This is a genomic window from Candidatus Eisenbacteria bacterium, from assembly GCA_035712145.1.
Taxonomy (GTDB): domain Bacteria; phylum Eisenbacteria; class RBG-16-71-46; order RBG-16-71-46; family RBG-16-71-46; genus DASTBI01.
In genome coordinates this window covers 1-13,038 of the sequence record DASTBI010000132.1, presented here as the reverse complement: position 1 = coordinate 13,038, position 13,038 = coordinate 1, and the positions used below count along the sequence as shown (strand labels likewise).

The window sequence follows — 13,038 nt, the reverse complement described above, 5'->3', positions numbered from 1 at the left end:
AGCACGACATGGAAGTGGTGATGGGCCTGTCGGACCGCCTGGTGGTGCTCAACTACGGCGAGAAGATCTTCGAGGGAGCGCCGACCCAGGCGCAGCGCGATCCGCAGGTGATCGACGCCTATCTGGGGACCGGGGGGACGTGATGCTGGCACTGACCGACGTGGTCGCCGGCTACGGTTCCGGCGATGTCGTCAAGGGCATTTCGCTCCACGTGCAGCCCGGCGAGGTGGTCGCCATCATCGGCGCCAACGGCGCCGGCAAGACCACCTTGCTGCGCGCGATTTCCGGCCTGATCCGCCCGCGCGCCGGCGCCATCAAGCTCGAAGGACGCGACATCAGCCGGGTGCCGCCGCACGAGATCGTGGGACTCGGTATCTCCCACGCCCCGGAGGGGCGCATGGTGTTCGCCAACCTGTCGGTGCAGGACAACCTCGAGCTCGGCGCCTATCGGCGCAAGGACCGCGCGAGGATCCGTGAGGACTTCGACGGCATGTACGCGCTGTTCCCGCGACTGCTCGAGCGGCGGCGGCAGACCGCCGGAACCCTCTCGGGCGGCGAGCAGCAGATGCTGGCGATCGGACGCGCCTTGATGTCGCGGCCTCGGCTGCTGCTCCTCGACGAACCGTCGCTCGGCATCGCCCCTATCCTGGTGCGCGAGATCATCCGCACGATTCGAGAGATCAACGAGCGGGGTGTCACGGTGCTTCTGGTCGAGCAGAATGCCCACCTCGCGTTGTCGATCGCCGCCCGTGGCTACGTGCTGGAAACCGGGCACGTCCGCTTCGAAGACCAGGCACGGCGGCTCCTCCAGAACGAGGACGTGAAGAAGGCCTACCTCGGCGGCTAGACCCCGTCGTCGCCGCCGACACCCTCGCTGACGGAAACCGAACGCCAGGATCCCTGCGTCGCGCCGACGTTTCTTCGGCGTGGTGTCATCGGGGATGGAACCGGTTTCAGCCGCGATTTTAGCGGTCAAAACCTCACTCTGCAGTCCGCCGCAATGCAATCTGCACGCGCACGTGTGGGTGAAAACCCCGTGCCGGTGTTGGTGCCGTTGACTCTTTCCCAACGCTTGACGATGCAGAGCCCGATCCTCAAGCGGGCCGCGGTGGTCGCGATGGAATCGCAGCGCGTTCTTGCGAAAGGGACTTGCGACGCTGTGTGCATTCGCGAAACAGGACTGGCCTGCGTCTTGCGTTGACCTAGGCCAGCGCCTGAGGCCGAAAGCAAAAAGCCCACATCACGACACGACGTCGGGGCTCGAGCGCGGTGCAGGTGGCTAGAGGTCGTCGCACGGTCGACGACCGTGCACGTCCAACCCGGCGTATGCCGGACATGTCGGTCCCCCTGCAGAGGAGTAGACCCATCATGATGAACCTGGTCCGTAGCTTCGTCCGTGACGAAAACGGTGAGGACCTCATCGAGTACGGCTTGCTGGCGGCCTTCGTGGCTGCGGTGGCCCTCGTGACGATCATCGCCGACCCGCTCGGAATCAAGGGTGCTCTGGTTGGTGCGTTCACCAAGGCGAAGGACGCCCTGGAAGCCAACTAAGCACAACCGACGTCCATGAACGCTCCGCTCTGGGTGGCCGTCCCGGTCATCGTGCTGGTGACGCTCGCTGCCCGGGCGGACGTTCGGACCCGGAAGATTCCGAACAAGATCACGTTCCCCGCCATGCTGCTGGGTCTCGCGACCCACTACGCACTCGGCGGACCCCAAGACCTCGTGGCATCGCTCGCCGGAATCGCGGTGGCGCTGGCACTGATCCCTGGATGGTTGATGCGATGGATGGGCGCAGGAGACGTCAAGCTGATGGCCGCCGCCGGTGCATGGCTGGCCTGGCCTCAAGCCGCGATCGCGCTGCTCGCTTCGTTGGTGGCGGGCGGCGTGATCTCGGTGATCGTCGCCGCGCGACGTCGCATGTTGTGGACGGCCGTCAAGGGCGCCGCCGTCGCCGGGCTGTGGACACTGGCCCGAGCTGCATCTCCCGGACCGCCGCCGGTCACGACCGGCATTCGGTTCCCTTTCGCGCTGGCCGTGCTGGCCGGTTGCACAATGGCCTTATGGGTCAAGGCCTGATGGCCGATAACGGGGGCGCAATGAGTCTCGCTTTCCGCAATGCCCGAAAGAACTCCGAGCGCGGCACCGCGCTGATCGAATTCACGCTCGTCCTGCCTCTCTTGCTCTTGCTGACCGTTGCGGCCGTGGACTTCGGCCGCGCGTTCTTTGTGCGCAGCGTCCTGGAACAGGCCGCGCGCGAAGGCGTGCGGATGCGAGCGGTGACGACGTCGGCGGACAGCGCACTGGTTCGCGACCGCGTCCTGCAGGTCGCCAATTCGTCCGGCGTGACGGTCTCCAACCTGCTCATCGAGGCGCTGCCCTCGAAGCAGGTCCACGTCCAGGTCACCGGGGATTTCAACTGGATCTTCCCGGGAATGTTCAACTTGTTTGGAGCCAATTTCACCAACCCGATGCCGCTGACAGGCGATGCCTGGATGCGCAACGAGGGAACGTCCTAGTCAGCAGTCCACTCGGAGGAGAAGCGACCCGTGAGCGCGAACGGTAAGAACTTCATGGTTGTCGCGGTCCTGCTGGGTGCAGCGGCGGCCGTGGTCGGTTACTTCGGCCTCACGTCGCTGGCCAGCAAGTCGACCGCCCGCAGCAATGCGAACTACAGGGACGTCATCGTCACCGCCACCGACCTCACGTTCGGTGTGAAGCTCGATCGCGCGATGCTGCGCATCGTCCGTTACCCGAAGGACGCCGTGCCCGAAGGCGCCTACGCCAGCATGGACTCCGTGGTCGGGCAGACGACCAAGGTCTTCATGGGCGCTCGTGAGCCCGTCACCGCCATCAAGCTGAGCTCGCGCGGCGGCGGTCTGTCGATGCTGGTCCGCCCGTCCATGCGCGCCGCCAGCCTCGAGGTCAATCAGGTCTCCGGCGTTTCCGGATTCGTTCTCCCCGGCGACCGCGTCGACGTCCTGGTCACCGTCGACCCGCGCAACATGAACGAAGACGCCGTCACGCGCACCGTCCTCCAGAACACCGAAGTGCTGGCCGCCGGCCAGAAGACCGAGCAGCAGGACAACAAGCCGATCACCGTGCAGGCCGTCACGTTGCTCGTGAGCCCGGATGGCGCCGAGACGCTGGCCTTGGCGCTCCACGAAGGCAAGATCCACCTGGTGCTCCGTAACCCCGAGGACCAGGAAGAGGCTCAGATCGCCTCGTTGTCGACCCGCGAGATGCTGGGCAAGCAGGCTCCGCCCGTTCGCGTCGCCGCGGGCCCACGCCGCCCGGCGCCGGCGCAGCCCAAGGCGCAGGTGGCCGCAGCCCGTCAGCCGGCACAGAAGGTCCGCATCATCCGCAGCGCCAATGTGAGTGAAACGCCCGCCGTCGCCGACACCACGCACTGAGCTCATCACTCGGACGGCCCTACCCGAATCAGGAGGAACGATGTCACGGAAGATGGTCAGCACTGTGTTCGGCGGCGCGCTGATGGTGGCCGCGCTCGCGGGGGGGGTGCAGCTCGCGCGAGCCCAGACGCACGATCGACTTCGGGTTCCGGTGGGTCGTGCCGAGGTGGTGACGTCCAACGACGAAGTGCGGACGGTCGCCATCGCCGAGCCCAAGATCGCCGACGCGGCGGTCGGCTCGGCGCGCACCGTGGTCGTCAACGGAAAAGCGGCCGGCGTCACGACGCTGGTGGTCTACAGCGAAGGCGCGCGCTACAAGGTCTACGACGTCGAGGTCTTCACGCCGAACTACAACAAGCAGGTGTCCTTGCGGGTGCGGGTGGCCGAGGTGTCGGGGCAGGCCATCAAGTCGCTCGGCTTCGACTGGTTCGGCGCCGGGCACAGCAACAGGCCCTGGATCGACGGCTTCCTCACCGGCGGCCTGTTGACGAGCAAGATCTCTCCGTACACCGACAATCCTCCGGGTCTGACGGTCGGTCCGGAGACCGATGGGTTCCTCGGATACCTGCGCAACGCGGGCGACCTCAAGCTCGAGGTGGCGTGGCGCGCCCTGGAAGAGAGCGGCGACCTGCGCGTGCTCGCCAGCCCCACGCTGGTGACCCGCAGCGGCATGCCGGCGAGCTTCCTGTCGGGCGGCGAGATTCCGGTGCCGATCGCCAGCGGGACGGGTGCGCAGTCGAACACCGTGACCATCGAGTGGAAGGAATTCGGTGTGAAGCTCGACTTCACGCCGTTCGTCGAAGAAGACAACAGCATCACGCTGAAGGTCGCGCCGGAGATGAGCCAGGTGGACTTCAGCAGCATCACGGCCCGGACCACGGCTGGTGTGGTGCCGTCACTGATTACGCGCAAGGCGTCCACCACCGTGAATCTGCGGGCCGGTGAGCACCTCGCGATCGGCGGCCTCAAGCAGACCGACAAGGTCAAGGTGGTGCGGCGCGTTCCGTTCCTCGGCTACATCCCGCTGCTCGGCTTCTTCTTCAGCGACAGCCACACCGAGAAGGTCGAGCGCGACCTGCTCGTCGTGGTGTCGCCCGAGCTGGTGGAGCAGGCCGAGACGACGCTGCCGCCTCTCCCCACGGACCAGAAAGACAGGTAGTCATGTTTCAATCGAAGCGCCAAGTCGCCAAGGACCGCCCGCGTGAACGCGGCGTGGTCATCATCTATACCGCCTTCTTCATGCTGTTCCTGCTCGGGTTCGTGGCCATCGGCATCGACGTCTCGAAGCTGATGGCGACCCGGACCCAGCTCCAGCGTGCCGCGGACGCCGCGGCCTTGGCGGGCGCTTCGGGCGTCGATACCGAGACGGGCATCATCAATCAGGACACCGCCCTGGTGCGGGCGACGCAGACCGCAAACTTGAACAAGGCGTTCGTCAAATCCTCCACCGGCATCACGCTGCTGGCAGGGGACGTCACCTTCCCGCAGCCCAACCAGTGCAAGGTCGTGGTTCGCCGCGATCCCACGGCCGGCGGCTCCATGGTGACGCACGTCGCTCAGGTCCTCGGCATCACCTCGTTGTCCGTCACGGCGGCCGCCACCGCGCAAGCCGAGCTCGCCAGCGGCGTATGCGAGGGGCTCATCCCGATGGCCCCCGTCGAGCCGCCGAACTCCGGCTGGTTCGATCCCAGTTGTGGCAACACGGTCAACTTGAAGGTGGATCCGGGCACCGGGCAGTCGGGCAACTATCAGCTGCTCGAGTTCCCCGAATGTCAGGAAGGGAATTGCGGCGACGTGCAGGGTGGCGGTGGTGCGGCGATTCGCTGCCAGACCGCCTACGGCTACAGCTGCTGCGTCGATGTCGGCCAGACGTTCACGGTCACCGAGCCCGGCGTCAAGACGGGACCGTTCACCAAAGGTCTGGACCAGCGCTGGGATGCCGACACCGATCGGCGCGAGAACATCTGCTTCCAGGATTACACCGGCAACGGCCAGCGCGTCGTGCGCTTGCCGATCGTGGAGTCCTTCGACCTCTCAGGAAAGAAAGTGGTGCGAATCAAGTCGTTTGCCGCCTTCTTCCTCACGCAAAAGGTGAAGGGGAACGGCGAGATGCTCGGTCAGTTCATGTACGACACCGCTCCGGGCAATCCCGGCGGCACTGAAGGCACGATATTCACCCTTCGACTGGTCCAGTGAAAGACCGCGCGACGCGACGCGCTAGAAAAGGGATGACGACATGACCCAGACGACGACGGTGGTGCTGGTCCACCGGGACGACTACGAGCGCGGACAGCTGAGGATGGCCCTGGAGGGGCTGGGCGGCGTGCAGATCGCCGGCGAGCGCTCCGACCTGCGCGCCGGAATCGCCCTCGGCCACCAGGTGCGTCCGACGGTGCTGATCATGGAGCTGGCGCATCCGGTGGATGACGGTCTCCATGCTGCGAGCCAGTTCAAGCTCGAGCATCCCGACTGCGCCATCTTCCTGATGACCGACATCTTCGATCCCGACACGCTGCTGCGCGCGCTGCGCGCCGGCGCTCAGGAAGTCCTTCGTCGTCCCCTCGACCGGGGCGCGCTCCGCGAAGCCATGGAGCGGGTGCAGCGCCAGGCCCAGAAGAAGTCCGGCGGCGGCAGCTCCCGCGGCGTCATCACGGTGTTCTCCAACAAGGGCGGAGCCGGCGTCAGCACCATCGCCACCAACCTGGCGATCAGCCTCAAGCGTCTGACCGGGCGCGAAGTGGCGCTCGCCGACTTCGACATCCACTCGGGCGACGCGGCGTTCATGCTCGGCCTTTCACCGACCCGTTCACTCGGCGATGTGCTCACGTCGGCCAAGATCGACTCGGCCAGCGTCCACGACGCGCTGATCAAGCACGACTCGGGACTGTTCGTGATGTCCCAGCCCGAGCTGCTCGATCAGGTCGAAGGCGCCACGGCGCACCAGATCGGCAGCGTGCTCGAGATCCTGTCCTCGACCTTCGACCTGGTGGTGGTCGATTGCCCGCACGTCTTCAACGACGTCACGCTCGAGATCTTCGATCGCACCAGCACCATCCTGCTCGTGTGCGAGCCCAGCATTCCGTCGGTGCGGGCGGCGCGCCGGTCGCTCGAGATCTTCCACAAGCTCAACTTCATGGTGTCGCCGGATCGGGTTCGCCTGGTGGTGAACCGCCGCAGCGACCAGAGCGCGATCGCGCTCCCTCAGATGGAGGAGACGCTCGGCATGTCGGTGTTCGGGAGCGTCACCAACGACTGGGCGGCGGTGAGCATGGCCATCAACGTGGGCAAGCCGCTGTGCGGCGGCCACGCGGATAGCCGTGCCGGCCGTGACATCACGGCGCTGGCGCGCAAGCTGGTGCCGTCGGAAAGCATCGAAGCTCCTGTCGAGGCGGTTCCGGCCAAACGGCCGGGGCGGCTGCGTTTCTTCGGAAAGGGATAACGTGTCATGAACCTCCGCCATCGTCTCGGCCGATCGAACGGCGGCAACGCCGCGGCTCCGCTGCTTGCCAACCGGGCTCCTGAAGCCGAGCCCGACCGCTACCAGGTGATCAAGAAGCAGCTCCATCGCGAGCTGATCGGCAAGCTCGACCTCAACCTGCTCGAAGGCCTGGACGAGAACCAGCGTCGCGCGCAGGTGGAGCATCTCGCGCGCCGCCTGTTGGTCGAGTCCGAGATCCGGCTCACCCGCGGAGACGAAGAGCGGCTCATTACCGAGCTGTTGCACGACACCTTCGACCTCGGTCCGATCACGCCCCTGCTCCTCGACGAGGAGATCAGCGACATCCTGGTCAACACGCATCGCCAGGTCTATGTCGAGCGTCTCGGCCGTCTCGAGCTGACCTCGGTGAGCTTCCGTGACGAAGCTCATCTCCGGCACATCATCGACCGCATCATCTCGCGCGTCGGGCGCCGCATCGACGAGTCCACGCCGCTGGTCGACGCGCGACTGCCGGACGGATCCCGCGTCAACGCCATCATTCCGCCTGCCGCGCTGGACGGCCCGATCCTCTCGATCCGCCGCTTCCGCCGCCGGGCGTTGTCGATCGAGGACCTGCTCGAGCTGGGCAGCATGTCGCCCGAGATCGCGCAGTTCCTGACCGGCGCCTGTCGCGCGCGCCTCAACATGCTGATCACGGGCGGCACCGGCTCCGGCAAGACCACGCTCCTCAACATCATGTCGCGCTACATCCCCAACGAGGAGCGCATCCTGACGATCGAGGACTCGGCCGAGCTCCAGCTCCAGCAGCCGCACGTGGTGCGCCTCGAGACTCGTCCGCCGAACATCGAAGGCAAGGGCATGATCAACCAGCGCGACCTGGTGAGGAACGCGCTGCGTATGCGGCCCGACCGTATCGTGGTGGGCGAGGTCCGCGGTGACGAGGTGCTGGACATGCTCCAGGCCATGAACACCGGTCACGACGGCTCGATGACCACCATCCACAGCAACGGTCCCCGCGACGCGCTGCACCGCATCGAGAACCTGGTCCTGATGGCCGGACACCAGCTCCACGAGAAAGCGATCCGCGAGCAGATCGCTTCGGCGCTCGAGCTGATCGTCCACGTCTCGCGACTGGCCGACGGCACGCGCCGCATCCTCGCGGTGTCGGAGCTGATGGGCATGGAAGGCACGGTCGTGACCATGCAGGAAGTCTTCCGCTTCTCTCAGACCGGCCTGGACAGCGCGGGCAAGGTGAAGGGCCACTTCGAGGCCACCGGCATCATGCCTCGCTGCGTGGACCGCATCCGGCTCGCCGGCGTCCAGGTTCCCAACGAGATCTTCGAGCGCGGGCGTCGCTCCTAAGGAAGGGAGAGTTTCGTGATCCTGTGGTTCAGCATCCTGATCTTCCTCGCGGTGATGACCGGCGCCATTGCACTGGTCACCCACCGCGGAGGGGAAGGAGCCCGCCAGCTCCAGAAGCGCCTCGAGGGCATTTCGACCCGCGGCAAGAGCAAAGCCAAGGTCCAGGCGGTTCGGGATACCAGCTACAGCTCGTTCCAGTGGATGGACAAGGCGCTCCGCAAGGTCAACCTGGGACAGCGGCTCGAGCTGTTGCTGTATCAGGCCGGCCTCAACATGCGGGTCGGAGCGCTGATCCTCTACATCGTGGGCTGCGGCATGGGCGGGTACTTCCTCGGCATCCTGCTCATGCACCGCGTGGCGCCGGCGCTGCTCTTCATGGCGGCCGCCGCCCCGCTGCCCTACCTGTATGTGAAGTGGAAGAAGGGCCAGCGGATGAAGTCGTTCTCGGAGGAGTTCCCGGACTCCCTCGACCTGCTGGTCAGTGCGCTGCGCGCCGGCCTCAGCTTCTCGGCAGCCATGTCGATCGTCGCCGAGGAGTCCCCCGAGCCGGTTCGCAGTGAGTTCGCGGTCTGCGTCGAGGAGCAGTCGCTGGGCCTCGACTTCCGCGAGACCATGTTCAACCTCACGCGCCGCGTGGATTCACTGGACCTGCGCTTCTTCGTGACCGCCGTCATCCTGCAGCGTGACACGGGCGGCAACCTGGCGGAGATCCTCGAGAACACCTCGAAGCTCATCCGCGACCGCTTCCGCATCCTCGGCGACATCAAGACCTTCACCGCGCAGGGCCGGTTGACCGGCATGATCCTGCTCGCTCTGCCGACCGGCATCAGCGTGTTCATGTTCGTGATGACCCCCGACTACTTCAAACCCATGATCGAAAACGAAGCCGGCCGCGCCGCCCTGTACTTCGCGGGGTTCATGCAGCTCCTGGGCGCCCTGGTCATTCGCAAGATCGTGAACATTAGGGTCTAAGCCATGCTCCTCGTCATGACGCTCCTGATCTTCGCGGCGGTCACCGCCGCGGCCCTGGCCGTGTATCAGACGACGGTCACCGAGCGGAACCCGGTGACGCTGCGGTTGCGCGAGCTCAGGCTGCAGAGCCAGAACACGCTGCCCTCGTACGCCCGCCGGCCGCCGCTGCTCGCCAAGCTCATCGCGCAGCTCGGCGGCTTCATGCCGGCCAAGGACGGCACCGACGCGATGCGCACCGGTTTGATCCGCGCGGGCTTCCGCCGCGAGGACTCGGTGCTGGTGTTCCTGGGCAGCAAGGTGGTGTGCGCCGTGGTGCTGCCGATCGTCTGGATGGCGGTCGGCTACGGACTCGGCAAGCCGATCGGAAACGTGATGGGTGTCTCCGTCCTCCTCGGCTTCGTGGGCTTCTATCTGCCCACCTTCTATATCGCGATCCGCCAGGGTGGCCGGCACATGGAGATCATGTCCGCGCTTCCCGACGCGCTCGACCTCATGGTGGTGTGCGTGGAGGCCGGGCTCGGTCTCGGCGCAGCCATCCAGCGCGTCGGCCTCGAGATCCGGCTGGCGAGCACGGCGCTGTCCGACGAACTGGCGCTCGTCAATCAGGAGATGCAGACCGGCGTTTCGCGCAGCGACGCGCTGCGCAACCTGGCCGAGCGCACCGGAGTCGAGGACGTGTACTCGCTCGTCGCCATGCTGATCCAGACCGACAAGCTCGGAACCAGCATCGCGGCATCGCTCCGCGCGCATGCCGACTCCATGCGCACGCGGCGCCGTCAGCGCGCCGAGCAGATGGCGCGCAAGGCCAGCATCAAGCTCGCGTTCCCGCTCGTCTTCCTCATCTTCCCGGCGCTGCTGGTGACGATTCTCGGCCCGGCCGGGATCCAGTTGCTCAAAGCCCTCGCGGCCGGCGATTGACCGACCCGGGGATCACCCCAAGGAGGTGAAAATCATGAAGGTTCTGTGGCTGCTTCCCGTTGTGGTCCTCGGCATCGCGTGGTGGGTGCGCAAGTCGTCGAACGCGAAGACGCGTAACGCTCGTTAGGCTTCACCCCGCACGCGCCCGGGCTGGCAACTCGCCTTGCTCGTTCGGCTGGACCGTCCTCCGGCCTCTTCACCCGGGCGCCGAGGTCGCAATCGATGCCCCTGCTCTTCCTCGCGGCGGTGCTCCAGAGCGCCGCGCTCATGTTCATCCTCGAGCCGATGTTCGCGAGGATGGTGCTCCCGCTCCTCGGCGGCTCGCCGGCGGTGTGGAACACCGCGCTCGTCTTCTATCAGGTCGCGCTCCTGCTGGCCTACGGCTACGTCCACGGCGCGACCACCCGGCTGAGGCCTCGCCATCAGGTCATCCTTCATCTCGGGCTGCTGGTTGCGGCCTTCGCCTGTCTTCCGATCGCGCTTCGTGCCATGGGGGCGCCTCCGGCCAGCGGACAACCGCTCGGGTGGCTGCTGCTCTTGATGGTGGCGTCGGTCGGTCTGCCCTTCATGGCGGTCTCGACCACCGGACCGTTGCTGCAGAAGTGGCTCGCGGCGACCCCGCATCGCTGGGCTCGTGATCCCTACTGGCTCTATGCCGCCAGCAACTTCGGCAGCTTCCTCGGTCTGCTGGCGTACCCGCTGCTGATCGAACCCCGGCTCACGCTGGCTCAGCAATCGAGATGGTGGTCGTGGGGATTCGCGGCACTGGCGGCGCTGGTCGTGGGCTGCGCGGTCGCGGCCCGGCGCTTCACCGCCACCGAGGCGGCCACGGCATCGGCCGCGGAGCCCGCCTCCGCGGGGGCGACCCGCCTGAGCCTCGGCCGCCGTCTGCGATGGGCCCTGCTCGCGTTCGCGCCATCGAGCCTGATGATGGGAGCGACCACGCACATCACCACCGACATCGCTTCGGTGCCGCTGCTGTGGGTGATCCCGCTCGCGGTCTATCTGCTGTCGTTCGTGCTGGTGTTCGCGCGCCGCCCGCTGCTTCCGCACGCATGGTGCGTGCGCGCGCTGCCGCTCCTGGTCCTGCCTCTGATGGTGGTGATGCTCGGGCGGCCCGCTCATCCGATCGTGCCGATCATCACGCTGCACCTCGCCGTGCTCTTCATGGCGGCCATGGTCTGTCATGGCGAGCTGGCCAAGGACCGCCCCTCGACCGAGCATCTGACCGGCTTCTACCTGTGGCTCGCTCTGGGCGGCGCGCTCGGCGGAGTCTTCAACGCCATCATCGCGCCGCTCGCCTTCCGCTCGGTGATCGAGTACCCGCTGGTCATCGGCCTCGCCTGCATGCTGGCTCCGGCGCGCAGCCATGGGCCGGTCACGCGGCGCGTGCGCGTGCTGGACTTCGTGCTCCCCGTGGCGATCGGAGTCACCCCCGTGCTGGTGGTCATGATCAGCCGCTGGACCGGCGGCGAGCCCAACCGCCTGCTGATCGTGATGACGGCCGCGCTCCTCAGCTTCCCGCTGCTGCGGCTCTCACGCCGTCCGCTGCGCTTCGGGATGGCGATCGGCATCGTGCTGATCTCCAATCCGATCGAGGTCGCGGTCGGAGCTCACAAGCTGATCGAAGCGCGAAGCTTCTTCGGCATGCACCGCGTGCTCGCCGACCCGGTGCGGGGCCTCCACTCGCTCTACCACGGGACCACGCTCCACGGAGTGCAGCGCTACCTGCCGGCGCGCAGCGACGACCCGCTGGGCTACTACGGGCGAAGCGGACCGATCGGAGACGTGTTCGAGGCCCTCGGGCCTTCACGGATTCGCTCGGTCGCGGTGGCTGGGCTCGGAGCCGGCGGGCTCGCGGCCTACGCGCAGCCGGGCCAGCGCTGGCGGTTCTTCGAGATCGATCCGGACGTGCGACGCATCGCCGGCGACCCGCGCTACTTCGGTTATCTCTCGAAAGCACCTGCCGACATGGAGGTGATCCTCGGCGATGCGCGGCTCTCCTTGGCCGAGTCGCAGGAGAGGTTCGACCTCATCATCCTCGACGCGTACAGCTCGGACGCGATCCCGGTTCATCTGCTGACCCGCGAAGCGCTGGCGCTCTACCAGAAGAAGCTCACCGAGCGTGGCGTGCTCGTGTTCCACATCTCGAACCAGTACTTCGAGCTGGCTCCTGTCGTGGCGCGCCTGGCGGCCGACGCCGGCATGCAGGGCTGGGTGCGCAGCTCCGGCCGCATGAAGGCGGAGCAGATGGCGCAAGGTCTGCTGCCTTCCCTGTATGCGGTGGTGGCGCGGCGGCCGGAGGACGTGGGGTCGATCGCGACGGACGACCGCTGGGAGCGGCTGGAGCCAGGCACGGCGCCGCTCTGGACCGACGACTACTCGAGCCTGTTCAGCGTATTGCGAACGAAGTAGGACCGCGATGACGCGCCCGTGGTGGATTCCCGTATTGCAGTGGGCGCTGTGGCTCGTGGTGATGGCCTCGGTCATGGCCTGGGTGGGCCGAAGCCGCTCCCGCACGCGTCCGCAGTCCGGGACGCGAAGGCTCGAGCCCCCCACGAGCATCCTCGTGCTCGGGTTGATCGGCGTGGTGTTCTTTGGCGGCATCACCGTGATCTCGAACACCATCGGGCGGAATCGCACGACGACGATCTGGACCACGCTGACGTTCCTGGTGTTTGCGCTCGCGTCGTCGACGATGGTCCTCGAGTACTTCTTCGGCCGCCATCGAGTTTCGGAGCTGGGGATGGAGCATCGAAGCATGTTCGGACGGCGGCGCCCGTTCGCCTGGTCGGATGTGAGAGAGGTGCGATACAACACATTGATGAAGTGGTTCGCGATTGGACTTCACTCCGGATCGACCGTGCGCGTGTCGGCGATGGTCACAGGACTGCCGGAGCTTGCGCGGCTTCTGCTCGAGCACGTGCCCCGAAG

At 66.6% G+C, this 13,038-nt stretch carries 13 protein-coding genes; all 13 read left to right on the top strand.

Going from position 1 to position 13,038, the window contains the following annotated elements:
• The first annotated feature begins 142 nt into the window (after window positions 1-142).
• Window positions 143-847 carry an ABC transporter ATP-binding protein gene (locus tag VFQ05_08290; protein HET9326756.1) on the top strand — a complete coding sequence of 235 codons (705 nt, stop codon included), beginning with the start codon at window positions 143-145 and terminating at the stop codon, window positions 845-847.
• A gap of 521 nt (window positions 848-1,368) precedes the next feature.
• On the top strand, window positions 1,369-1,551 hold the full coding sequence (locus VFQ05_08285; protein HET9326755.1) for a Flp family type IVb pilin: 183 nt from the start codon (window positions 1,369-1,371) through the stop codon (window positions 1,549-1,551).
• A gap of 15 nt (window positions 1,552-1,566) precedes the next feature.
• A complete protein-coding gene (locus VFQ05_08280) occupies window positions 1,567-2,079 on the top strand; it encodes an A24 family peptidase (GenBank protein ID HET9326754.1) in 513 nt (170 codons plus the stop codon).
• Between the two features lie 20 nt (window positions 2,080-2,099).
• A complete protein-coding gene (locus VFQ05_08275; protein ID HET9326753.1) occupies window positions 2,100-2,519 on the top strand; it encodes a TadE/TadG family type IV pilus assembly protein in 420 nt (139 codons plus the stop codon).
• Between the two features lie 30 nt (window positions 2,520-2,549).
• A complete protein-coding gene (gene cpaB / locus VFQ05_08270) occupies window positions 2,550-3,413 on the top strand; it encodes a Flp pilus assembly protein CpaB (protein ID HET9326752.1) in 864 nt (287 codons plus the stop codon).
• 40 nt (window positions 3,414-3,453) lie between these two features.
• Complete coding sequence (locus VFQ05_08265) at window positions 3,454-4,572, top strand: pilus assembly protein N-terminal domain-containing protein (GenBank protein HET9326751.1); 1,119 nt, start codon at window positions 3,454-3,456, stop codon at window positions 4,570-4,572.
• Window positions 4,573-4,574: 2 nt separating this feature from the next.
• The gene (locus VFQ05_08260) at window positions 4,575-5,609 is read left to right on the top strand and encodes a pilus assembly protein TadG-related protein (protein HET9326750.1); all 1,035 of its coding nucleotides are present in this window, start codon (window positions 4,575-4,577) and stop codon (window positions 5,607-5,609) included.
• Between the two features lie 40 nt (window positions 5,610-5,649).
• On the top strand, window positions 5,650-6,852 hold the full coding sequence (locus VFQ05_08255; protein HET9326749.1) for a P-loop NTPase: 1,203 nt from the start codon (window positions 5,650-5,652) through the stop codon (window positions 6,850-6,852).
• Window positions 6,853-6,858: 6 nt separating this feature from the next.
• On the top strand, window positions 6,859-8,214 hold the full coding sequence (locus VFQ05_08250; GenBank protein HET9326748.1) for a CpaF family protein: 1,356 nt from the start codon (window positions 6,859-6,861) through the stop codon (window positions 8,212-8,214).
• Window positions 8,215-8,229: 15 nt separating this feature from the next.
• Window positions 8,230-9,186 (top strand): type II secretion system F family protein, encoded by a 957-nt coding sequence (locus tag VFQ05_08245; protein HET9326747.1) that lies wholly within the window; start codon window positions 8,230-8,232, stop codon window positions 9,184-9,186.
• A 3-nt stretch (window positions 9,187-9,189) separates the two neighbouring features.
• Entirely contained in the window at window positions 9,190-10,104 is a 915-nt protein-coding gene (locus VFQ05_08240; protein HET9326746.1) for a type II secretion system F family protein, read from the top strand.
• A gap of 222 nt (window positions 10,105-10,326) precedes the next feature.
• Window positions 10,327-12,519, top strand: coding sequence for a fused MFS/spermidine synthase (locus VFQ05_08235; GenBank protein HET9326745.1), 2,193 nt, complete (start codon window positions 10,327-10,329; stop codon window positions 12,517-12,519).
• Between the two features lie 7 nt (window positions 12,520-12,526).
• A partial coding sequence (locus VFQ05_08230) for a DUF6560 family protein (GenBank protein ID HET9326744.1) occupies window positions 12,527-13,038 on the top strand: 512 nt, incomplete at its 3' end.

Bases quoted from the DNA above. Each gene is read 5' to 3' on its own strand.
- VFQ05_08280 (HET9326754.1), top strand. From the start codon at position 1,567: ATGAACGCTCCGCTCTGGGTGGCCGTCCCGGTCATCGTGCTGGTGACG.
- VFQ05_08260 (HET9326750.1), top strand. From the start codon at position 4,575: ATGTTTCAATCGAAGCGCCAAGTCGCCAAGGACCGCCCGCGTGAACGC.
- VFQ05_08275 (HET9326753.1), top strand. From the start codon at position 2,100: ATGAGTCTCGCTTTCCGCAATGCCCGAAAGAACTCCGAGCGCGGCACC.
- VFQ05_08240 (HET9326746.1), top strand. From the start codon at position 9,190: ATGCTCCTCGTCATGACGCTCCTGATCTTCGCGGCGGTCACCGCCGCG.
- VFQ05_08265 (HET9326751.1), top strand. From the start codon at position 3,454: ATGTCACGGAAGATGGTCAGCACTGTGTTCGGCGGCGCGCTGATGGTG.
- VFQ05_08255 (HET9326749.1), top strand. From the start codon at position 5,650: ATGACCCAGACGACGACGGTGGTGCTGGTCCACCGGGACGACTACGAG.
- VFQ05_08290 (HET9326756.1), top strand. From the start codon at position 143: ATGCTGGCACTGACCGACGTGGTCGCCGGCTACGGTTCCGGCGATGTC.
- VFQ05_08285 (HET9326755.1), top strand. From the start codon at position 1,369: ATGATGAACCTGGTCCGTAGCTTCGTCCGTGACGAAAACGGTGAGGAC.
- VFQ05_08235 (HET9326745.1), top strand. From the start codon at position 10,327: ATGCCCCTGCTCTTCCTCGCGGCGGTGCTCCAGAGCGCCGCGCTCATG.
- VFQ05_08250 (HET9326748.1), top strand. From the start codon at position 6,859: ATGAACCTCCGCCATCGTCTCGGCCGATCGAACGGCGGCAACGCCGCG.